Annotated in this window: 16 protein-coding genes; 15 read left to right on the forward strand and 1 reads right to left on the reverse strand. The window is 36.1% G+C overall.

Annotated elements, in window-relative coordinates; all coding sequences use genetic code 11:
• Nucleotides 1-36 precede the first annotated feature (36 nt).
• Nucleotides 37-906 (reverse strand): tRNA-modifying protein YgfZ, encoded by an 870-nt coding sequence (gene ygfZ / locus A9G07_RS02620; protein ID WP_065733911.1) that lies wholly within the window; start codon nt 904-906, stop codon nt 37-39.
• Nucleotides 907-1,203: 297 nt separating this feature from the next.
• Between ygfZ and ilvI the strand changes: the two genes are divergently transcribed.
• The 15 genes from ilvI (at nt 1,204) to A9G07_RS02695 (ending at nt 22,732) form a co-directional block, all read left to right on the forward strand.
• Entirely contained in the window at nt 1,204-2,922 is a 1,719-nt protein-coding gene (gene ilvI / locus A9G07_RS02625) for an acetolactate synthase 3 large subunit (RefSeq protein ID WP_065733912.1), read from the forward strand.
• Nucleotides 2,922-3,419: an acetolactate synthase small subunit gene (gene ilvN, locus A9G07_RS02630; RefSeq protein ID WP_065563307.1), complete on the forward strand. Its 498-nt coding sequence runs from the start codon at nt 2,922-2,924 to the stop codon at nt 3,417-3,419. The genes ilvI and ilvN overlap by 1 nt, the downstream gene beginning before the upstream one ends.
• 62 nt (nt 3,420-3,481) lie before the next feature.
• The gene (locus A9G07_RS02635) at nt 3,482-5,173 is read left to right on the forward strand and encodes an IgaA/UmoB family intracellular growth attenuator (RefSeq protein ID WP_065733913.1); all 1,692 of its coding nucleotides are present in this window, start codon (nt 3,482-3,484) and stop codon (nt 5,171-5,173) included.
• A gap of 228 nt (nt 5,174-5,401) precedes the next feature.
• Complete coding sequence (gene deoD / locus A9G07_RS02640) at nt 5,402-6,109, forward strand: purine-nucleoside phosphorylase (RefSeq protein ID WP_065563305.1); 708 nt, start codon at nt 5,402-5,404, stop codon at nt 6,107-6,109.
• A gap of 25 nt (nt 6,110-6,134) precedes the next feature.
• Nucleotides 6,135-7,307, forward strand: coding sequence for an MFS transporter TsgA (tsgA, locus tag A9G07_RS02645; RefSeq protein WP_065733914.1), 1,173 nt, complete (start codon nt 6,135-6,137; stop codon nt 7,305-7,307).
• A 150-nt stretch (nt 7,308-7,457) separates the two neighbouring features.
• Nucleotides 7,458-8,150, forward strand: a complete 693-nt coding sequence (locus tag A9G07_RS02650; protein ID WP_065734165.1) for a Crp/Fnr family transcriptional regulator — start codon at nt 7,458-7,460, stop codon at nt 8,148-8,150.
• Between the two features lie 79 nt (nt 8,151-8,229).
• Nucleotides 8,230-8,901 carry an IgaA/UmoB family intracellular growth attenuator gene (locus tag A9G07_RS02655; protein WP_065733915.1) on the forward strand — a complete coding sequence of 224 codons (672 nt, stop codon included), beginning with the start codon at nt 8,230-8,232 and terminating at the stop codon, nt 8,899-8,901.
• 246 nt (nt 8,902-9,147) lie between these two features.
• Nucleotides 9,148-10,791, forward strand: a complete 1,644-nt coding sequence (locus tag A9G07_RS02660) for an IgaA/UmoB family intracellular growth attenuator (RefSeq protein WP_065733916.1) — start codon at nt 9,148-9,150, stop codon at nt 10,789-10,791.
• Nucleotides 10,792-10,987: 196 nt separating this feature from the next.
• Nucleotides 10,988-12,625: a glutamine hydrolyzing CTP synthase gene (gene pyrG / locus A9G07_RS02665; RefSeq protein WP_065563301.1), complete on the forward strand. Its 1,638-nt coding sequence runs from the start codon at nt 10,988-10,990 to the stop codon at nt 12,623-12,625.
• Between the two features lie 46 nt (nt 12,626-12,671).
• Nucleotides 12,672-13,973 carry a phosphopyruvate hydratase gene (gene eno, locus A9G07_RS02670; protein ID WP_065733917.1) on the forward strand — a complete coding sequence of 434 codons (1,302 nt, stop codon included), beginning with the start codon at nt 12,672-12,674 and terminating at the stop codon, nt 13,971-13,973.
• A 206-nt stretch (nt 13,974-14,179) separates the two neighbouring features.
• Nucleotides 14,180-15,124: a VirK/YbjX family protein gene (locus A9G07_RS02675; RefSeq protein ID WP_065733918.1), complete on the forward strand. Its 945-nt coding sequence runs from the start codon at nt 14,180-14,182 to the stop codon at nt 15,122-15,124.
• 93 nt (nt 15,125-15,217) lie between these two features.
• Complete coding sequence (locus A9G07_RS02680) at nt 15,218-16,120, forward strand: lysine exporter LysO family protein (protein ID WP_065733919.1); 903 nt, start codon at nt 15,218-15,220, stop codon at nt 16,118-16,120.
• Nucleotides 16,121-17,026: 906 nt separating this feature from the next.
• Nucleotides 17,027-18,358: a hypothetical protein gene (locus A9G07_RS02685; protein WP_065733920.1), complete on the forward strand. Its 1,332-nt coding sequence runs from the start codon at nt 17,027-17,029 to the stop codon at nt 18,356-18,358.
• Nucleotides 18,359-19,210: 852 nt separating this feature from the next.
• The gene (locus A9G07_RS02690) at nt 19,211-20,545 is read left to right on the forward strand and encodes a hypothetical protein (RefSeq protein ID WP_141677457.1); all 1,335 of its coding nucleotides are present in this window, start codon (nt 19,211-19,213) and stop codon (nt 20,543-20,545) included.
• Between the two features lie 801 nt (nt 20,546-21,346).
• On the forward strand, nt 21,347-22,732 hold the full coding sequence (locus A9G07_RS02695) for a hypothetical protein (protein ID WP_141677458.1): 1,386 nt from the start codon (nt 21,347-21,349) through the stop codon (nt 22,730-22,732).
• The last annotated feature ends 35 nt before the right edge of the window (nt 22,733-22,767 follow it).

The following is a 22,767-nucleotide window of genomic DNA, read 5'->3' on the forward strand; positions in this document are numbered from 1 at the left end:
TAATTATAAAACTATTCCTGCTTGATCGATATTAAATTATAAATTTAATTCACTATCAGGTTGGCCTTTGACTCTGAATTTTGTTTCACTATCAAGACCATTTGCTAACACTACTTGAACATAAATTTCATCATTTTGCCCAACTTTTAATGCCGCTAAGACCTGACCACCTTCACGCCAGTTTCCTTCAAGTTCATATTCAAGTTTATCACCGATTTCCGGTAATGCTTTACTATGACCTTTTAATAGATAAAGCCCTCGATTATTTGCACCGCGGAATTGCGCTCTAGCTACCATCTCTTGCCCACAATAACAACCTTTATCAAAGCTTATCGCTTTAAAATGTTGTAAATTACAAGCTTGAGGAAGCAGACTTTCAATATTAGGAGCATCAATAATAGCGTGACCTGCTTCTAATTCAAGTTGTAACCAGCGATCAGATGGTTGTAAATCACATGGTTCAGACGATACTTTTATCACCCGCAACTTAGGCGAAGTGAGTTTAAGATACGTAACACCATCAATAGTGACACAATTGTGATCGCCCAATGCTGAGATCACAGAAGGATCTATTGCATCATCTTCCAATCCGACTAGATTTAAATCCAGAACGGGCTCTATAGTTACTTTAGAAAAAACTGCTGTTTTTTTCAATTCACTAATTTGTCTTTCGGCAACACTTTTACGTAAGATATAGAATATATCTTCACCTCGTTGGAATAATATAAAATTACTCCACATACGTCCTTTTGCATCACAATGTGCTGCAAATGATGCTGAGTTTTCGTTAATACGATTAAGGTCAGCGGTTACTTGTCCCTGTAAAAATGTACGGTTATCCATACCTGATACTTTGACTAATTGCCAATCAGATAGGGAGGTTTGTTTGTAATAAGAATTGGCCATTAAACACACCTTTCAATTATAATGAGCCCTAATATACATATATAAAAGAGCGTAAACAAAAGCGAAAACGCCTTTAATAATTCAAAATTAATCAATTAGTCGATCGATTAATTTCTCACTATTATTGCATTAAAATAGATAAAATAAACTTTTACAAGTTATTTCTTTCAAAAATGAGTACTAGTACCCAAAATTGAGAATAAGTTAACTTATATTGTTGACTTTATTGATTTTCTGTATTAGTTCATGCAAAATGGGGAAAAAATGACAAAATAGTTATAAATGGAGGCAACAACCATGGCAAAATTGTCAGGCGCAGAAATGGTCATTCAATCCTTGATTGATCAGGGAGTTAAGCAAATTTTTGGTTACCCAGGAGGCAGTGTTCTAGATATTTATGATGCCATTCATACCCTAGGTGGAATTGAGCATATTTTAGTCCGTCATGAACAAGCTGCTGTGCATATGGCTGATGGTTATGCCAGATCAACTGGAGATGTCGGTGTCGTTTTGGTTACCTCTGGTCCTGGTGCAACGAATACTATTACCGGTATTGCTACTGCTTATATGGATTCTGTGCCTTTAGTTATCTTATCTGGTCAAGTCGCCAGTAATTTAATTGGTAATGATGCTTTCCAAGAGTGTGATATGGTTGGGATCTCTCGTCCGATTGTTAAACATAGCTTCTTAATAAAGGATAGCAAAGATATTCCCGAAACGATAAAAAAAGCATTTTATATTGCCTCAACAGGTAGGCCCGGTCCAGTTGTGATTGATTTGCCAAAAGATATTGTTAATCCGGCAAATAAATATAACTATAGCTATCCACAATCAGTCTCAATGCGCTCTTACAATCCAACCATTCAAGGGCATAAAGGACAAATCAAAAAAGCATTAACTACATTATTATCAGCTAAAAAACCGGTTTTATATATAGGTGGCGGTGTAATTAGTGCCAATGCTAGCGAAGCGGTTAAATCTTTAGCTGATAAATTAAATCTTCCAGTTGCTTCAACCTTGATGGGAATTAGTGCTTTTCCAGGAACTGATAAAAAATATTTAGGTATGATTGGTATGCATGGTGTCTATGAAGCCAATATGGCCATGCATAACGCAGATGTGATTTTTGCTGTCGGTGCTCGCTTTGATGATAGAACGACTAATAATGTTGAAAAATATTGTCCCAAAGCAAAAATTATTCATATTGATATTGATCCAACGTCAATATCTAAAACAGTATCCGCTGCAATTCCGGTAGTTGGCGATGCTAAAAAAGTACTTGAGACAATGTTAACTCAACTCAATGAAATTAATGTTGATCGTGATTTAGATGCGCTAATCGATTGGTGGAAGCAAATTGACCATTGGCGTGCGCGCAAATGTTTAGCATACAGTCACAAAGGTAAAAGTATTAAGCCACAAGAAGCCATTGAAGTTTTATATAAATTAACCAAAGGTGACGCATATATTGCTACCGATGTTGGTCAACATCAAATGTTTACGGCACTTTATTATCCATTTGACAAACCGCGTCACTTTATTACCTCAGGTGGACTGGGTACTATGGGATTTGGTTTGCCAGCGGCATTAGGTATCAAACTCGCATTTCCTAAAAAGCATGTGGTTTGTGTGACTGGTGATGGAAGTATTCAGATGAATATTCAAGAGCTGTCAACCGCATTGCAATATGGCTTGCCAGTGATTGTATTAAATCTTAACAATCGCTTTTTAGGGATGGTTAAACAGTGGCAAGATATGATTTATGCTGGTCGTCACTCTTCATCTTATATGGAGTCACTCCCCGATTTTGCAAAAATTGCCGAAGCTTATGGTCATGTAGGTATGAGGATTGATAAACGTGAAGATCTGGAACCGAAACTTAAAGAAGCACTTTCGATAAAAAATCGTTTAGTCTTTATTGATGTCATGACGGATGCGACAGAACATGTTTACCCAATGCAAATTCGTGGCGGAGCAATGAATGAAATGTGGCTAAGTAAAACGGAGAGAACCTAATGCGTTATATACTATCAATTTTAACAGAAAACGAACCGGGTGCTTTGTCACGAATCATTGGTTTATTTTCACAACGTGGATTCAACATTGAATCGATTACTACCGCACAAACCGAAGATCCAACCATGAGTCGTATGACGATTCAAACAACGGGGGATGAGCATGTAATTGAGCAGATCCAAAAACAACTGCATAAGCTGGTCAATGTTTATCGAGTGAATGATTTAACCGAAGGTCCTCACGTTGAGCGTGAAATCATGCTGGTTAAAGTAGCGGCGAAAGGTTCTGATGCGCGTGATGAAGTAAAACGCTGTGCTGATATTTTTCGAGGCTCGATAGTCGATGTAACTGCTACTCATTACATCGTACAGTTATCAGGAACGAGCGAAAAGTTAGACTCGTTTTTAGCCTCAATTCGTGAAACGTGTAATATTGTTGAAATTGTGCGTTCCGGAATTATCGGTCTATCCCGGAGTGAAAAAACAGTCAATCATTAATTATAATTAAAAGTTAAATTTTTACTTTATTATAAAATAAGACTTATAAGGAATAAGTTTTAATGCCATTTATTGTTTTTTTGACGATAATTCAATTAATTATTTCATTTATTTATTCTATTATTTCTTATCCAATAAAAAAATTTAGAATAAATAAATATAAAAATAAGCTAATAGCCGGTAGTTTTACTGACCTCAAACCTTTTAGAATGTTAACTAAACAGGAAAGAGATGGTTTAGAAACCTATTTATCGATGAACCAATCTTCTGGGAAAAAAAAGTCATCATTAGTTTCTCGAGAAGTGATGTTAATATCCGGTAGTTGTGTCAAACAAACTAAATTTTCGCATACCGAAAACACTTGTTCCTATAAAATCCAAAATATTGATGTTGTATTTCCTTTCAATATGGATCGTTACCTTACTGATTATAACGAAGTTGAAATTGCGCTTACGCAAAATTTCGCTATTGCGGTTAAGGTCAATGATCACCAAATAGGTTCAGCATTATATGCGACCTATTTGGCTGATGAAAAAAATGATAAACAAAGTTCGGTATATTGGCAGAGCGGCGTTTCAAAATACTCCAAAGACGAAAACTTCGATGAAAATGCTATTCATACAGTAAGGCCAAACGCTAAACTCAGTAAAAAATTGGGTTACGAAATTTTATCAGTTCGAAAAGAAACATCTCAAGAATCAGCTTCCCGTAACAAATTAAATAAAGGAATACTCACGGTATTTTTTTGTTCTTTTGTCGTAAGCTATTTTAATCGTTTTTGGGAGACAAAAGAATTAAACGATCTGTTTTGGTTTACCGTGAATTTGCTGGTTGCTATTTACTTTTATTTTCGTAAACCAAAAAATAAAGCTAACGTGCGATTTATTAATCAAATAAAAGGAAAAATAGATAAAAAAATTGTTAAATCTAATGAGATTATAATTGGCCATGGTTTGAAATTAAAGTATCCCAAAAATTGGCAATCATTTATCCCTGAAAATAGCGCTTTTGATGTTGATTTAGATGTTGATGTTGACAGTAAAAAAATTGTCCATTATGGCTACGATATGTCGGTTACTAAAGAGGTTGAACAATTTGGGCCACCAAAATTTTGGGGACGTAATTTATGGCTTTTTTTAGCTGGCATGTTCTACCTTTATGCTATCAATAATCACGCAAAGGTGAGTGACAATTTATTATTTGCTTATCATCAATACAATCACGATTCTAAAAGTTGGTTTTTTGATGATCCATCAAAATTAGTTACTAGCGACATCAAGTCGGGTGATGTAGTGAAATTAAATTTTTTAGATGTGACATGTGAAGTACCTATTAAAAATAAAGCCGATAGATGTATTGAAGCATTAATTCAAAGTGTCGATACCTCTTTTCATTTAGCCAGTTCCTCAAACTATTTTCTTCTACATGGTTTAAAAGAAAATACAACTTCTCAATCGGGTCAGAGTGAAGATCCACAATCTATCGTTCATGCAGATCATGTCACGGTGTCGGGATTTGTTTCGAATGTTGATTATGACGCTAATCGTACCATTTCAACATTAACCATAAATACGCAAGAGTTATACCAAAAAGATATAAGCGAAAATCTATTACCAATTTGTGTAAACCTGCTGTTATTTTTGCTTTTCGCTTCAGCCACCGTTTTTAACGGTATTATGTTGTTATTGAAACCTATTGTGAATCGAATTCGTAACTTTAAAATTAAAAATATCTATACTTATCGTCTACTTTAAGTTGATTTTTACCATTATTGAGATTTTTTTTAAAAAAAATTGGCAGATTAAAGACGAGAAAATTTAAATCTAACGGCGCATTAAGCACTTTTTTTATCAATAATCATTTATTTCCAAATTAATTTCTAAAAATGTGGCATAGAACATTGGCTTCGGACTTATGTCCTAGTTAACTGAAAAATTTCCTGATTATAATTAAGGCAAATCACTCATTATTCAGGAAATATTATGACCGCACATATCAATGCTAATCCCAACGACTTTGCACAAACCGTTATCATGCCAGGTGATCCTTTACGGGCGAAATTTATTGCAGAAAATTACCTAACCGACGCCAAAGAGGTTTGTAATGTACGTAATATGCTTGGATATACTGGTTTATATCAAGGAAAAGCCGTGTCAGTAATGGGGCATGGAATGGGAATTCCATCAATAACCCTTTATGCACATGAACTAATTAATGACTTTAATGTTAAACGGATTATTCGAGTAGGTTCTTTAGGTGCCACACAGCAAAGCGTTAAAATGCGTGATGTGATTTTAGCTGTAGCAGCAGGAACCGATTCGATGACAAATCAAAAAAGAGCAAATGGTTATAACATTGCTACATCAGCGACATTTTCCTTATTACATCGAGCTTATGAAATGGCTAATAACATGAATTTACCGGTTAAAGTAGGGAATGTATTTAGTGGTGATCTTTATTATGATCCTGACGAAACATTAATAAGTACACTCGAAAAATCAGGGGTGTTAGGTATCGATATGGAAGTGGCTGGTCTATATGGAATTGCTCAACAATTCAATGTCGAATCGTTAGCGATTTTAACCGTTTCAGACCACTGCTTAACTGGTGAAGAAACAACTGCGGAAGAGAGGCAAATGACATTTAATAATATGATCAAACTTGCTTTAAACGTGGCTGTTAACTCTTAATTTATTGCGTTTCTCGGATGGAAATATGAAAAATAAATTATCGCTCACACTTATTAGTTTTTTAGCTAATTTTATTATGGCTGGCTTTGCCAGTCAGTTTGGTATGCTAATAGAACCCATAGCACAGAGTTTTAATGCAGATGTAAACAGTGTCGCATTCATTTTTTCTTTATTAAATGGTGGGGCGTTAATAGGCACTATTTTGGCATTCTTTTTAATCGATATTATTGGGATTAAACGCATCACCTTGCTTAGTTATACGATTATAATTGCCTGTTCGCTTATTTTATATATCACAAACTCTCTTTTGATACTTCAAGTTTGTATGACTTTGATTGGTTTGTGTGGTGGAATAGGGCTCTGCATTGCGGGGACGATTGTGGTATCAACTTGGCAAGATAAGATACAAAGTACAATGTTAGTTGTACAAGATGCGACATTTAACATTGCTGGTGTCATCTTCCCATTGATTACTACCTACGCTTTAACGCATGACTTATCTTGGGCAAGTAGCTATTTAATGGTTGGGTTGGTAACAGTCTTAATGTTATTCATCATTATATTGACTAATTTCGATTTAATTAGTCATCCAACAGTCAAACAGTCTCAGCCATCAGAGTGGAATTTTGGGATATTATCTGCTGGTATTGGATTATTTTTGGCAATGTTAGCATTATATACCTTCTTAACGTGGGCCCCGTTATTTGTTAGCCAAAAATTTTCTATATCGTTTGAATTGGCTGGCAATATTATTACCCAATATTGGGCAGCAGCTTTAATTGGGGCATTAGTTTCAACGGTGATCGTGACGCGAGTTAAAATTGAACACTTTTTTATCTCAATTATTTTATTAGCTTTTATTATGACATTGATGATCGTCAACACCGAATACAGTGATAACGATAGCCTTGATCGCATTGGCTACTTAACTTATGGATATGGATTCGTCTGCTCTGCTTTATATAATGCCTTTGTCGCTTATGGTGTAACCTTTGTAAAAAATGCATCAAGCAAAAATGTTTCATTTATTTTAATCAGTGGCAGTGCAGGGGCGATGTTTAGCCCAGCTATTAGCTCAATACTGCATAACTATTTAGACATTCAAGTTATTATGAATACCATACCAATATATTATGCTGTTATTATCGTTATGTTGGCTATATCAATGTTCTTAAAGAAAAGAGCTCTAAAAAAGTAATCAATGAAATTAACTTAGGATATCGCTTTTATTACAATGGTTGACTATAATGATGCCTCTTCAGAATGAGATAACGCGATAGATAATTAACTATCAATATGTTATCGATTCTGATGGGGTATATATTTTGTGGTTAAAAACTTCGGTGATATGCAATTAAAATCATTAAATAAAGGTCGATTTAGCCGTTATTGGCAGGAAAACAATAAATTACTCGAATCAATTATAGAACAATGCATTGTAGAAAAGAAAATTGTCGATGAAAAAACCACGCTTTTTCATCAAGGATGTAAAGTCGATAATTTAGTTGTTGTTTATAATGGTACGATTTCGATACGCTATCAGGCCAATAATGGTCGTCGATTCCATCTTGGTACAGTAGATTGTGATGAGCATATATTTGGTGAAATGGAGTTTTTTACCGACTATTTATGTCAATTTGATATCATTGCCGAAGAAGCCCTAACTGTCGCTATCGTCAGCATTGATAAACTATATCAATCATTACTCAAATATCCTAAATTAGCACTGTTTTTTGCTAGTGCTATTGCTTTTGATTATCAAGAAACATTAGATATCTTCTTAAAAAGAACTTTATATTCAATCTGTTATAACATTGCTTATGATATATATCAGCATCATCTAAATATTCATCCTGTTAATAATTTTCAAAAAAACTACTTAGAAGCAGAACGTTTTGGCACTACCGATCGTGTCTATCGTCGGGCCGTTAATGAATTAATTCATTTAGATATAATTCATAAAGTTGCTGGTAAATTGGAAATTAAGGATATTGATAATTTAAAAGATTTTATCGAATTCAGAGGAAAATTCGCTAAATAGAGTAGGAATAGATTAAAAATAAAGTCGCTTTTAAAAACGCTGTTTGTCAATAAAAGAATTATTGGATTAAGGAATGACTATGGATTGGTTTACGCTTGTAAAAATGGGCATTTTAATTTTTGGAATGGTTAGCTTTATTCTTTTTAAAGGCGAGCGCAGTATAAATAAGGATAATTTAGACGACCACTTGAGCCTACGTGAACCAATAAGAGATCTAACGGATGAAGAGCTAGACCTATTACAACCGTTTTTAACCAGTAAAATGGCGGTTTATCCCTATAAATTTCAATCCTCACTAGTTGATAACAAAGTATCACAACTTCAAGGGATTTGTTGTCGTCATAGTCTTAACAAAAATACTGATGAAATTGACTATTATTATGAAATAGACGATATAGAGCTGTTCTTTCCATATAATATGGATAAGCATATTGATCAATTTAATATCATAGAAGTTGTATTTACCAAACGGTATGGGATTGTCGTTAACATTAATAATCACGATATTAAGACAGCACAAGAAAACTATGATCCAAACGAGGAATATGAATTCAACGATTTTGGGCACTTAAAAGACCATGTTGACAAATTTTATGAAAAACGCAACGATAATATAGATGCTTTTGATATTGAGTCACTCACTATTTATGATGGTGAGCGCGATTACACGCAAATTGATCAAAAAAATGATTTGAAAAACCTCGATGAGGTAAATTCAGACGATTTAATTAATAAAAAACTCTACCAATAAACACCATTGGAAGCCACAATTCGAAGCAAATTTAGAAATTATTTACCATTTGCTATTAGCAATGTTTTTATTGATATTGTCATGTCATTAACCACGATGATTAACGGTGTTAAAAGAGTTAATAAAAAAAGTTAATCAACACCGAATTAAAGAAATTAAAAAATATTATGAAAATAGATTAGGTACTATCATTAATCTTGAATAAACCGTTTTAATATAAAGTTTAAATAAAAAGATCTTAAAATTATGTTAACTATTTTAGCCGCTTTAGCCACTATTTTTTTCGTATTCGTGATGGTTTGTTCAATCATCTTGATACGACAAGTAAAGAGAGATTTAAATAAAAAAAGGCTCACTAAAAAAGAAACCTTTATCCGTGAAAATGCAACTCGACAACTAACTGAAGAAGAAGCTACTTTTCTTCAGCCTTATCTTGATGATAAAGAAAAAATTACGCCGCCTTATCAATGGGAAAGCTCACTAATTAATTCTGATGTTACGACAATTAAAGGGTATATTGAAAAAGAATTTACTGATGCAATCAGTTATGAATATTATTACAAGATAGGCAATATTCAGTTATTTTTTCCTTATAATATGGATATCGGTATTATGGGCTTTGAAGCTCGATATCAAGGGGAATTTATCACCAAGACTAAAATTCTCAATACGGTTGAAATTGTCTTTACTAATAGTTATGCAATCGTTGTTAAAATAAACAGTTATGATTTATTGCAAGCTAGTTTAAAACTGCCATCTCGTAAACAGGAACAACTCAATGATTTTTGGCAGACGGGAAAAATTAAACCTATTCGTATGAATAGTATAGAAAGATCTAATGAGACCTTAACACAACTAGTAACAGAGACATCTGAAAAAAAACCGCCTTTTGAAATTCTTAGCAAACGAGAAAAAAATCAATTTGAAACCGCGCTTCAAGACCGAAGCAATTCTGGCAAATTAATGACAGTTTTTTTTGTTTTAGGCGTAATATTTTTATTAGCTTTAGAACATTTTCAGTCGATTGCCTTGGTTATTTTTTCAATCATCTGTTTTATTTTTTCCCTAATAGCATCGCGTATAAAACGAGAATTGCCGACCGAATATGTTAATCATATCAAAGCTGAAATAAGGCTTAACAAGCCTAGCTATTGCCGATTGTTTATCGATTCGAACATTGATGTTTACTATCCTGCATACTGGAAAATGTTTCTCCCAAATAACACCGATATACCGATTGATATGCAGGTCGAACTTAAAACTAAACAATTGCTTAGTTGTGGTGAATATTTATCGATTAGCGAAGAAGTAAAAAATTATGGTGCACCGAAATTTGTTCATCATAATATTATATTAGCCATTACGGGATTAATATTGGCTATCTTAATTTTCTTTTTTACTCATGCGGGTGAAAAATTTGATTTTACGTATCAGCAATTAACCGCGCCAGACACTACGTGGAATATTGATGATAAAGTAAGTTTGAAGCAATCCGCCATTCACTCTTTGGAGCGAGTTAATTTGGATCTATCTCGTATTTTATGTGATATTGAAAATACGCAAGATATCAAATCTCAACACCTTCAATGTGATAAAATAAAGGGTATTTCATCAGGTAATAGTAACAAAATTATGGATCAAGTTAGCAAAGAAAGCTATCATAATGGAGAAATTTCGAAACTAACACTTTCAACTGATTATGGAAATGATATCGATAAAAATCAGTTATTTTCATCGCCAATTTTGATCAACAATTTTGTCTTTCTGTTTGTTATCTTAATCGCCTTAATCAATAGTATTATTTATATATGGAAAAAAGCCGCCAATCAATTTAGGCTCGAAAAAATTATTAGTCATTATCAAGATAAAATTCTTGAATATAACGATTAACTGTTCGGGGTTAATACCAGTAATTAAATAATAGACACCAAGTTAGTAAACAAACTGAGTAATTAAACTCAATTATTCAATTGTGAGAGAAACCATATTCTGTTATACTAATTTCCCGTCTGATTCATCATATATTGCATTTATCATTTAAACTAATGTGATATTGTTCAATTAAATTAATAATGGTCTGGTATTAATGGTCACGAATTATATTTTTGTTACAGGCGGTGTCGTTTCTTCTTTAGGTAAAGGCATTGCCGCAGCCTCATTAGCTGCAATTTTAGAAGCCCGCAATTTAAAAGTCACCATGCTAAAACTTGATCCCTACATCAACGTCGATCCGGGAACAATGAGCCCAATTCAACATGGTGAAGTTTTTGTGACTGAAGACGGTGCCGAAACCGATCTCGATTTGGGTCATTATGAGCGTTTTATTCGCACCAAAATGAGCCGAAAAAACAATTTTACAACTGGACGTATTTATTCTGACGTTTTACGAAAAGAGCGTCGTGGAGACTATTTAGGCGCGACAGTCCAAGTTATCCCTCATATTACCAATGCGATTAAAGATCGTGTTATTGATGGTGCCAAAGGTTACGATGTTGCTATCGTTGAAGTGGGTGGCACAGTGGGTGATATCGAATCACTACCATTCTTAGAAGCAATTCGCCAATTAGCGGTTGATGTTGGTCGTGAACATACCTTATTTATGCACTTAACATTAGTGCCTTATCTTGCATCATCAGGTGAAGTTAAAACCAAACCAACCCAACACTCAGTTAAAGAGTTATTATCAATTGGTATTCAACCTGACATACTCATTTGTCGTTCAGATCGCGCAATTCCGGCTAACGAAAGAGCGAAAATTGCACTATTTTGTAATGTGCCTGAACGAGCGGTGATTTCACTTAAAGATGTCGATTCAATTTATAAAATCCCAGCATTATTGAAATCACAAAATTTAGATACCTACGTGTGCAATCGTTTCCATCTTGAATGTAAGGAAGCCGATCTATCTGAATGGGAACAAGTCATCTATGAAGAAGCTAATCCAGTAGGTGAAGTGACCATTGGCATGGTAGGTAAATACATCGAATTACCTGATGCATATAAATCAGTAAATGAAGCGTTAAAACACGGTGGATTAAAAAACCGTTTAACTGTTCATATTCGTTATATTGATTCAGAAGACCTCGAATCACGCGGTACCGATTTACTTGCAGGCTTAGATGCGATTTTAATACCGGGTGGATTTGGTTATCGTGGCGTTGAAGGTAAAATTATTGCTGCGCGCTATGCACGTGAAAACAAAATACCTTATTTAGGAATTTGCCTCGGAATGCAAGTTGCTATGATAGAGTATGCACGTAATGTAGCGGGTATTAAAGATGCCAACTCTACAGAGTTTGTAAAAGATTGTGCAAGCCCTGTTATTGGATTAATCACTGAATGGAGTGATGAGTCTGGTAATGTGGTTCAACGTAATGAAAATAGCGACTTAGGTGGTACCATGCGTTTAGGTTCGCAAATCTGTCATTTAGAGCCAAATTCATTAGTCGCTCAAATGTATAAAAAAGAGTCGATAACCGAACGTCACCGTCACCGTTACGAAGTCAATAACAACTTATTACCAGAAGTTGTCAAGGCTGGCTTAAAAGTGACAGGGTTATCAACTGATAAAAAATTAGTGGAAATTATTGAAATTCCAGACCATCCTTGGTTTGTTGCATGTCAGTTCCATCCAGAATTTACATCAACTCCACGTGATGGACATCCATTATTTAGTAGTTTTGTTAAAGCTGCCAAAGATTATCAAGATCAGCAGCAAAAATAATTTATGTTTACATTAGGTATATATCTGTCATATAGAGGAAAATAACATGGCAAAAATCGTTAAAGTACATGGTCGTGAAGTCATCGACTCTCGTGGTAACCCAACTGTTGAAGCTGAAGTTCATTTAGAAGGTGGTTTCGTTGGTCTTGCAATCGTTCCATCTGGTGCATCAACAGGTTCACGTGAAGCGTTAGAACTTCGCGATGGTGACAAATCTCGCTTTTTAGGTAAAGGCGTACTTAAAGCTGTTGAAAACGTAAATGGACCAATCGCTAAAGCAGTTATTGGTAAAGATGCGTTAGATCAAGCTGCAATCGACCAAATCATGCTTGATTTAGACGGTACTGATTTCAAATCTAACTTAGGTGCTAACTCAATCCTAGCAGTATCTTTAGCAACAGCTAAAGCAGCAGCAGCAGCGAAAGGTGTACCACTTTATCAACACATCGCTGACCTAAATGGTACTCCAGGTCAATACTCTATGCCATTACCAATGATGAACATCATCAACGGTGGTGAACACGCTGATAACAACATCGACCTTCAAGAATTCATGATTCAACCAGTTGGTGCTAAAACAGTTCGTGAAGCAATCCGTATGGGTTCTGAAGTATTCCACAACTTAGCAAAAGTACTTCACGCTAAAGGCATGAATACTGCTGTTGGTGACGAAGGTGGTTTTGCACCTAACTTAGGTTCAAACGCTGAAGCATTAGCATGTATCAAAGAAGCTGTAGAAAAAGCAGGTTATGTACTAGGTAAAGACATCACTTTAGCGATGGACTGTGCTGCATCTGAATTCTACAACAAAGAAACTGGTAAATACGTATTAAAAGGTGAAGGAAACAAAGAATTCACTGCTGAAGAATTTACTCACTATTTAGAAGGTTTAACTAATCAGTATCCAATCGTATCAATCGAAGATGGTTTAGATGAAAGCGATTGGGAAGGTTGGGCATACCAAACTAAAGCATTAGGTCACAAAATCCAATTAGTTGGTGACGATCTATTTGTAACTAACACCAAAATCTTCAAACAAGGTATTGAAAAAGGCATCGCTAACTCAATCCTAGTTAAAGTTAACCAAATCGGTACATTAACTGAATCTATCGCAGCAGTTAAAATGGCGAAAGATGCTGGTTATACAGCAGTAATTTCACACCGTAGTGGTGAAACTGAAGATTCAACAATTGCTGATTTAGCTGTTGGTTTAGCTGCTGGTCAAATCAAAACTGGTTCTATGAGCCGTTCTGACCGTGTTGCTAAATACAACCAATTAATCCGTATTGAAGAAGCGCTTGGTTCAAAAGCACCATTCAACGGTTTAAAAGAAGTTAAAGGTCAATAATTCGTTTTTTTAAACGATCATAAAAACGGTGACACAGTTCACCGTTTTTTTATTCATCACACCTCAAGGGTTGCGTTGACTAAGGTTGTGTTGTACTCTTATCAGCTTACTTAAAACATTTAAATTTAACGTTAATATTAAATTGATATTTAATAATTTAGCCACATATAATTTTCTTACAAACTTACGAACACATTTTTCTGCTTATGAATAATATTACGAATATGTCCCAGCCTAAAAGTAAATGGCAACTTTTTAACTGGCTTTGTACAGGTAAACTACCGCTTAATGAACTATGGCTTAAACCGACTTATCGTTATAAATTTTTTTTCAGGACCCTATTTTTAAGCCCAATAACGCTTAAATTACTAGATAAATTAAGACAATACCCACTACTTGGATACTATCTATCATGCCAAACCAATTTACCCTGTAAATTACAACGACCTTATTTAGCATCTTGTTTAAGTCAACAAGAGCGCTATGAAGCCTTAGCCTATCATTATGACTTTTTAGCAAATCATCCTGATAGCATGACTAAAGCTTTCTACAATCCAGATTCATCATTTGAATTAGCAAGTGTTATGGCTAAGAACGAAGCTAACATAAAAATCGCCATCCAAGCGCGTAACAAGTTTGCTCGTGAAGGTGAGCTAAGCTTATATTTTTATGACAATGATGGCATTGATTTAGCCACGTTAACCTTCACCATTAACCAATACCAACAAAAACCAACACTGTTTATAGCAGGATTACAAGGAACAGGGCATCAAGACGCTCGCACCAGAGTTCAGCAAGCAACAAAACAGTGTTATGGACTATTTCCTAAACGTGTGGTGGTGGAAGCCGCATTAATTATTGCTCGTTATTTCCAGCTTGAACAAATTATTGCTGTGGGCAATAAAACCCATGTTTACAACAACTGGCGCTACAACAGCCGACAAGAAAGAATCTTATCTGATTATGATGATTTTTGGTTAACTATTGACGGTAAACAAGACGAAAGATCGTTATTTATTTTACCCACCCAAATCAACCGAAAAGCCATTGAAGATATTGCCAGTAAAAAACGTTCTGAGTATCGAAATCGTTATGCATTATTAGATGAACTGCAAAATAAAATTGAAACTCAATTAGCAGCATTAACATAATGGTATGGATTAACGACAAAAAAAATCGCTTGTTTAAATTAGCAAGCGATATAAAAAATTTGACTTTTAAAAATGAAAATAAAGGAATAAAACATGTATTTTGGTATTCTTATTGCTTTAGTGCCGTTATGTCTAGGTTATTTGATTAAATTCAAAGAGCAAAAATGGATCATCAAAATAAACCTAATCTTAAGTTGGATGGTCTATTTTATTTTATTTATCATGGGAACCGAGTTGGCTCACTTAGATAATCTAGCTTCTAACATAAAAGTTATCCTATTTTACACCGCGATCATTTTTGTTTGTACCTTTGGTGGCAATTTCATCTTTTTAGCGCTAATTGACCTATTTTTACCGTGGCGCACCACCCATAGTAAACAAAATTATGAATCACGATTCAAAATGATCTTAGAATCACTGCGAGTGTGTATTGCGCTAATCGCCGGCTTTATTGCCGGACTCTTTCCACTCTTTATTTGGCAATATAGTGAAGACATCACCAAAGTGGTACTCGTCTTTTTATTGCTACTTATTGGTATACAATTACGAAGTAACAACATCTCACTAAAACAGATCCTACTCAACAAAGTCGGTATAGTTACCACTATTATTGTGGTACTAAGTACCTTCTTAGGCGGGATTATTGCAGCACTCATATTATCACAACCTGTACGAGTAGGGCTGGCAATGTCATCAGGCTTTGGCTGGTATTCACTATCAGGAATACTCATGACCGAAGCTCATGGCCCAATTATAGGCAGTGCCACTTTCCTAAATGACATCCTACGCGAATTATGCGCCATCATCCTAATCCCAACCCTAATCAAACGATACAAACTCACAGCGTTAGGCTTATGTGGTGCTACATCGATGGACTTTACGCTACCTATGCTACAAAAAGGGGCCGGTATCAGCATCGTACCACCCGCAATCGTCCAAGGCTTTCTATTAACCTTAATCATGCCGATTTTTATGACCTTGTTTAATTATGGTTAAAAATTGATATTAGAGTAAAAAAGTTGAGGAGCGGGGTTTTCTAAGCCCTAAAAAATAGTATTTTTATAACCCTTTTTTTAATCAAAAAATAAAATAATTAAAAATCATGATATTAAAAAGATACTGAAAAAAAGAGTTTTTAAAACGCCAAATGCCCTTTGCCTTTTTGCAAACAACGATTATAGTATGTCTTGTTCTAGGTTTATGCCGTGTAGGCAGTTAATAAATCATCGATGAAGGCGCAAAATTCATAAAATCAGGTTTATGCCGTGTAGGCAGTTAATAAAATATAATTTTCGAATCAATCAACACTAGTCAGTTTATTCAGTGCAGATAATATCCCGTTTCTTAAAAAGTTGCGGGGCGGGGTTTTTGAGGTTTTAAATTTTACTAAAAAAATTATTAAAATATCAAAACCACTAAATTTCTAATTCAAAGCCCTAAAATAAAATTTTTGAGGATCAATCGCTCTAATTTTAAAGATTTGCAATTGCGATATATTCAATTAAAACAATAGATAACCAATTATAACTTAGATCCTTTTTAGATCCTATTTACAAAAGTTAACGTAAATGAGTGAAAAAAAGTGTTGCATCGTGTTTTTCCAATCACTATACTTTTTACACGGTTTTAGCTACAGGGCTAAAATTTGACATAAAAGCATAAAATTGTAAATTAATCAAAAAATTACTTGACAGGATAGTCTAAAATGCAATATAATTTTCAACAGCCAACAGCCAACAGCCAACCTGCCAAACCTATCTTTTAAATTCGTCTAAGTTCACTACCCAGCTTAAATTTTTTTCTGAATCTTATTTTTCTACTCAATCAAGTGAAATTCTGCGGATTTTCGCGCGATCCTTTATTCGATCCTTTTCCCAATTATCCCGGCAGATTGTTTTTTTCGTGGCTTTTTTTCTTCCTTTTTCTGGTCACGCATTGACATCACAGACAACTAGGAATGCGATACAGGGTAGTGCACCTTATCTGACTTTCGACGGTGGTCGTACTCGTGCAGTTGATGCTAACGGTCTGCTTGGGATTACGCTATCTAACGGAGCTAATTACACGCCTTCTACCAATTTATCATCTACAACTCCAATCGTCTTGCCGGTTGAGGGTCAGAGTTTTGCTGATATTCGTATGTTCGTCCCAACTAATGCAAATTCAGTCGATTTAAGTTCTCTTATCGGTCCGCCTAATAATTATTGGGGAGATGATGATGGAGATTCTGGCGTTACTGCTACAGGTTCTTTGAGTTTATCTATCGTTGATAAAAGTGGTCAAACGGTATCACGTAGTACCGTGCCAGAGATTTGTAAGGCACCTTATAGGGTTAAGTTATCTAGTACTAACGGCACTTTAGCAACTCGTTACGGTTTTCCTAATCGTAGTAATTTCAGTGCAAATAGTGTTACTTATTACGTTAATCCTAAGGCTGTGCCGGTTGTTTGTTTTGCCAGACCTAATTTAAAATATGGTAAGTTCGATGATGATAGATGGGCTTCGCATTTCGAAGGTCCAGCTTCGATGTGGGACCCGGATAATGGTTTTTTCACACAAAAAACAAACCCTCTCTATTACGGTCAAAACTTTCCGACTACTGGCGCTAATGGATTGTACTTTGATTTACTCATTAATGGTGTAAGTCAGCCATTGTCTTGGTCTCCTGTTTCTCAGGGAGGTATCACAGTCACAATGTCTAATCCTACTGCTACAAGCGTACGCGTTACTTTAACAGGTCCTTACGCTACCGAATCCCAGCGTAATTCATCCAGTCCTAGTCCTATTTCTAAACCTACTTTGCCTCAGACATTCGAGTTGGTTGGTCGTGATACTAATGGTACTCCTGTCGTCAAATATGGTTTTACTTTGAAGACGTGGTTCGTCCACCGTGGTTCTAAGAAAGATACTTATTATAATACTTCATCTTGGTGTGCTCGCATTGGTTATCGAATGCCTGACGTATGGAGTTTAACCAATGCTGTTCGTACATCCCATGGAGTTATCTCTGGCGCAACTCCTCCCTCACCTGGTAATTATTACCAACGTAGAATTGGTTCTGGCTTTTTCACAGAGTGGGGCAAAATGGGTGATTATTCAGCCGGTTTCCTCAGCGAAGACGGTTGGTACTGGGTTACTGAATCGTATGGTGGTTACCAGTTTATCGTGGGCGCACCCAACGGTTCTGTGTCTTGGAACGACTTCCCCCACCCCGGGCTTTGCTACCATCCTTAGTTTTTATTCCTTCGTCCTTAATCCTTAGGGCGGGGGTGGGCGTGATAAAAAATAGTGTTGAGTCATTAAAAGTAAGCTGACTCAAGGAGTCAACGTCGTTTAGCCATAAAAAGCGATTTTGCGGCTAAGCGACGTTTGAATTACCCACTTAGGCGGGTTTATTTTTGAGGTGTTTTTTAGCAAAAAAAGTTGAGGAGTGGGGTTTTTGGGGTTCAAAATTTTGTTTTGCAATGTTGCCTCAAATAAATAATTCCGCTCTAACTGTGGCGCTTTTTAGTAGCTGTATTTTTCCATTAAAAAAAGTTGAGGAACGGGGTTTTTGAAGTTTTAAATTTCACTTAAAAATTATTAAATGATCCAAATCACTAAATTTCTAATTCAAAGCCCTAAAATAAAATTTTTGAGGATCAATTGCTCTAATTTTAAAGATTTGTAACTTCGATATATTCAATTAAAACAATAATTAAACAATTATAACCCAGATCCTTTTTAGATCCTATTTACAAAAGTCAACGTAAATGAGTGAAAAAAAGTGTTGCATCGTGTTTTTCCAATCACTATACTTTTTACACGGTTTTAGCTAATAGGCTAAAATTTGACAGAAAAGTATAAAATTGTAAATAAATCAAAAAATTACTTGACAGGGTAGTCTAAAATGCATTATAATTTTCAACAGGCAACAGGCAACAGGCAACCTGGCCAACCTATCTTTTAAATTCGTCTAAGTCCAACACCCAGTTTAAATTTTTCACTAAAACTTATTTTTCCACGCAATCAAGTGAAATTCTGCGAATTTTCGCGCGATCCTTTATTCGATCCTTTTCCCAATTATCCCGGCAGATTGTTTTTTTCGTGGCTCTTTTTCTTCCTTTTTCGGGTCACGCATTGACATCACAGACAACTAGGAATGCTATACAGGGTAATGTGCCGTATTTGACTTTCGACGGTGGTCGTACTCGTGCGGTTGATGCTAACGGTCTGCTTGGGATTACTTTATCTGACGGAACTAGGTACACGCCTTCTACCAATACTTCATCTTCTTCAGCACCAATCGTCTTGCCGGTTGCGGGTCAGAGTTTTGCTGATATAAGTATGTTCGTTCCTACTAATACTAATTCAGTCGCTTTAAGTACTCTTATCGGTCCTCCTAATAATTATTGGGGGGATGATGATGGTGATTCTGGCGTTAGTGCTACAGGTTCTTTAAGTTTATCTATCGTCGATAAAAGCGGTCAAACGGTATCACGTAATTCCGTGCTAACAATTTGTAACGCACCTTATAGGATTAAGTTATCTAGTACTGACGGTACATTATCTACTCGTTACGGATTTCCTAATCGTAGTACTTTCAGTGCTCGTAATGTGACTTATTACGTCAATCCTAAGGCTGCGCCGGTGGTTTGTTTTGCCAAACCAAATACGTATCACTATAATTCTAGCCTAAATGGTCCATCTTCAATGTGGGACCTTGTTAAGGGTTTTCTCACTCAAGAAACAGACCCGTCACTTTACGGTAGAAACTTTCCTACTACTGGCGCTAATGGAATGTACTTTGATTTACTCATGACTGGTGTAAGTCAGCCATTGTCTTGGTCTTCAGTTTCTCTGGGTGGTATCACAGTCACAATGTCTAATCCTACAGCTACAAGCGTACGCGTTACTTTAACGGGTCCTTACGCTACTCCATCCCAGCATAATTCAGACAGTCCTAATCCTATTTCTAAACCTACTTTGCCTCAGACATTCGAGTTGGTCGGTCGTGATACTAATGGTACTCCAGTCGTCAAATATGGTTTTACTTTGAAGCAGTGGTTCGTCAACCGAGGTTCTAAGTATGACACTTATCCTAATACATTATCTTGGTGTAATAGTCTTGGTTATCGTGTACCTCGCGTAAAGGATTTAACCAATGCATCTTGTCGTGGTCGAAATTCAGGCACTGAGTGTCGCGGTTCAGTCGGCGCCACCCCTTCCTCGCCTAATAATTTTTACATGCGTCATATAGGTTCTGGTTTTTTCACGGAGTGGGGAATAATGTACCGTTATTCAGGCGTTGGCTTCGTCGACTTTCGGTACTGGACTAGTGACCCGAGTGGTAGTAACCAGTTTATCGTGTTCACAGCCGACGGTTGCGTGGTTGGGCAACACACCTACAACAACCTCTACGGCCTTTGCTCCCATCCTTAGTTCTTATTCCTTCGTCCTTAATCCTTAGGCGGGGGTGCGAGTGATAAAAAATAGTATTAGGTGATTAAAAGTAAGCTGACTCAAGGAGTCAACGTCGTTTAGCTATAAAAAAAGCGATTTTGCGGCTAAGCGACGTTTGAATTACCCGCCTAGGCGGGTTTATTTTTGAGGCGATTTTATCGCAAAAAAAGTTGAGGAGCGGGGTTTTTGGGGTTCTCAATTTTACTTAAAAAATTATTCAAATATCAAAATCACTAAATTTCTAATTCAAAGCCCTAAAATAAAATTTTCAAGGATCAATTGTTCTAATTTTAAATATTTGTAATTGCGATATATTTAATTAAAACAATAGTTAACTAATTATAATTTAGATCCTTTTTAGATCCTATTTACAAAAGTTAACGTAAATGAGCGAAAAAAAGTGTTGCATAGTGTTTTTCCAATCACTATACTTTTTACACGGTTTTAGCTAATAGGCTAAAATTTGACAGAAAAGTATAAAATTGTAAATTAATCAAAAAATTACTTGACAGGATAGTCTAAAATGCATTATAATTTTCAACAGCCAACAGCCAACAGCCAACCTGCCAAACCTATCTTTTAAATTCGTCTAAGTCCAACACTCAGTTTAAATTTTTCAATAAAACTTATTTTTCCACGCAATCAAGTGAAATTCTGCGAATTTTCGCGCGATCGCTTCCGCGATCCTCTTCTCGACCTTTTTTCCGGTCGTTTTCCGGATCCTCTTTCAGATCCTGTTTTCGATCCTTTTCCCAATTATCCCGGCAGATTGTTTTTTTCGTGGTTCTTTTCCTTCCTTTTTCGGGTCACGCATTGACATCACAGACAACTAGGAATGCGATACAGGGTAGTGCACCTTATCTGACTTTCGACGGTGGTCGTACACGTGCGGTTGATGCTAACGGTCTGCTTGGGATTACGCTATCTAACGGAGCTAATTACACGCCTTCTACCAATTTATCATCTACAACTCCAATCGTCTTGCCGGTTGCGGGTCAGAGTTTTGCTGATATTCGTATGTTCGTCCCAACTAATACTAATTCAGTCGAATTAAGTACACTTATCGGTCCACCTAATAATTATTGGGGTGATGATGATGGAGATTCTGGCGTTAGTGCTACAGGTCGTTTAAGTTTATCTATCGTCGATAAAAACAACCAGTCTGTATCACGTAATTCCGTGTTAACAATTTGTAACGCACCTTATAGGATTAAGTTATCTAGTACTGACGGTACATTATCAACTCGTTACGGATTTCCTAATCGTAGTACTTTCAGTGCCAGTAATGTGACTTATTACGTCAATCCTAAGGCTTCGCCTGTGGTTTGTTTTGCTCGGCCTAACTTATCGTATGGTAAGCTTGGTGCAGATAGGGATAACCCATCTTTTGATTTTGCTGGTCCGTCTTCAATGTGGGAACCTGCTAATGGTTTTATTCCTCAGCCAACTGGCCCATCTTCTTACGGTCAAAATTTTCCTACAACTGGCGTTAATCGATTGTACTTTGATTTAGAAATTGGTGGTGGAGGTTCATTGTCTTGGTCTCCGGTATCTCATGGTGGTATTACTGCGACCATGACAAATTCACCAGTTACTACAGGGGTACGTGTTACTTTAACGGGTCCTTACGCTACTTACTCCCAACAGCGTTCAGCTACTCCTGGTAGTATTCCTACACCTTCTTTGCCTCAGACCTTCGAGTTGGTTGGTCGTGATACTAATGGTACTCCTGTCGTCAAATATGGTTTTACTTTGAAGCAGTGGTTTGTCCACAGAGGTTATACGGGGCGAAATAATGTGCGATGGCGCGAGGAGAATGACTATTATTCTCCTTCCTTATCTTGGTGTAATAGTCTTGGTTATCGAATGCCTAAGGTAAAGGATTTAACCAATGCAGTTCGTAGAGGGGATGACCCTATCTCTGGCGCCACTCCTCCCTCATCCGATAATCATTACATGCGTCATATAGGTGCTGGTTTTTTCACGGAGTGGGGTAATATTCCTAATTACTCATTAGTTGTTGACTCCTACCAGTATTACTACTGGACTAGTGATACAGTTTCTTATAATCCTAATGGTTGGAACTTTACTGTGCGCGCAGACAACGGTTTTGTGGGTTGGCATGGTATAGCGCTTCCAAACCTCACACTTTGCGTCTATCCTTAGTATTTATTTCTTCGTCCTTAATCCTTAGGGCCGCG

This window comes from Gilliamella sp. wkB72 (assembly GCF_001693745.1).
In the GTDB taxonomy this organism is placed as follows: domain Bacteria; phylum Pseudomonadota; class Gammaproteobacteria; order Enterobacterales; family Orbaceae; genus Gilliamella; species Gilliamella apicola_E.

Excerpts from the sequence above, each read along its gene's own strand:
- A9G07_RS02680 (WP_065733919.1), top strand. The coding sequence starts at position 15,218 with ATGTATTTTGGTATTCTTATTGCTTTAGTGCCGTTATGTCTAGGTTAT.
- pyrG (WP_065563301.1), top strand. The coding sequence starts at position 10,988 with ATGGTCACGAATTATATTTTTGTTACAGGCGGTGTCGTTTCTTCTTTA.
- A9G07_RS02635 (WP_065733913.1), top strand. The coding sequence starts at position 3,482 with ATGCCATTTATTGTTTTTTTGACGATAATTCAATTAATTATTTCATTT.
- ilvI (WP_065733912.1), top strand. The coding sequence starts at position 1,204 with ATGGCAAAATTGTCAGGCGCAGAAATGGTCATTCAATCCTTGATTGAT.
- ilvN (WP_065563307.1), top strand. The coding sequence starts at position 2,922 with ATGCGTTATATACTATCAATTTTAACAGAAAACGAACCGGGTGCTTTG.
- A9G07_RS02650 (WP_065734165.1), top strand. The coding sequence starts at position 7,458 with ATGCAATTAAAATCATTAAATAAAGGTCGATTTAGCCGTTATTGGCAG.
- tsgA (WP_065733914.1), top strand. The coding sequence starts at position 6,135 with ATGAAAAATAAATTATCGCTCACACTTATTAGTTTTTTAGCTAATTTT.
- ygfZ (WP_065733911.1), bottom strand. The coding sequence starts at position 906 with ATGGCCAATTCTTATTACAAACAAACCTCCCTATCTGATTGGCAATTA.
- A9G07_RS02655 (WP_065733915.1), top strand. The coding sequence starts at position 8,230 with ATGGATTGGTTTACGCTTGTAAAAATGGGCATTTTAATTTTTGGAATG.
- A9G07_RS02675 (WP_065733918.1), top strand. The coding sequence starts at position 14,180 with ATGAATAATATTACGAATATGTCCCAGCCTAAAAGTAAATGGCAACTT.
- eno (WP_065733917.1), top strand. The coding sequence starts at position 12,672 with ATGGCAAAAATCGTTAAAGTACATGGTCGTGAAGTCATCGACTCTCGT.
- deoD (WP_065563305.1), top strand. The coding sequence starts at position 5,402 with ATGACCGCACATATCAATGCTAATCCCAACGACTTTGCACAAACCGTT.
- A9G07_RS02660 (WP_065733916.1), top strand. The coding sequence starts at position 9,148 with ATGTTAACTATTTTAGCCGCTTTAGCCACTATTTTTTTCGTATTCGTG.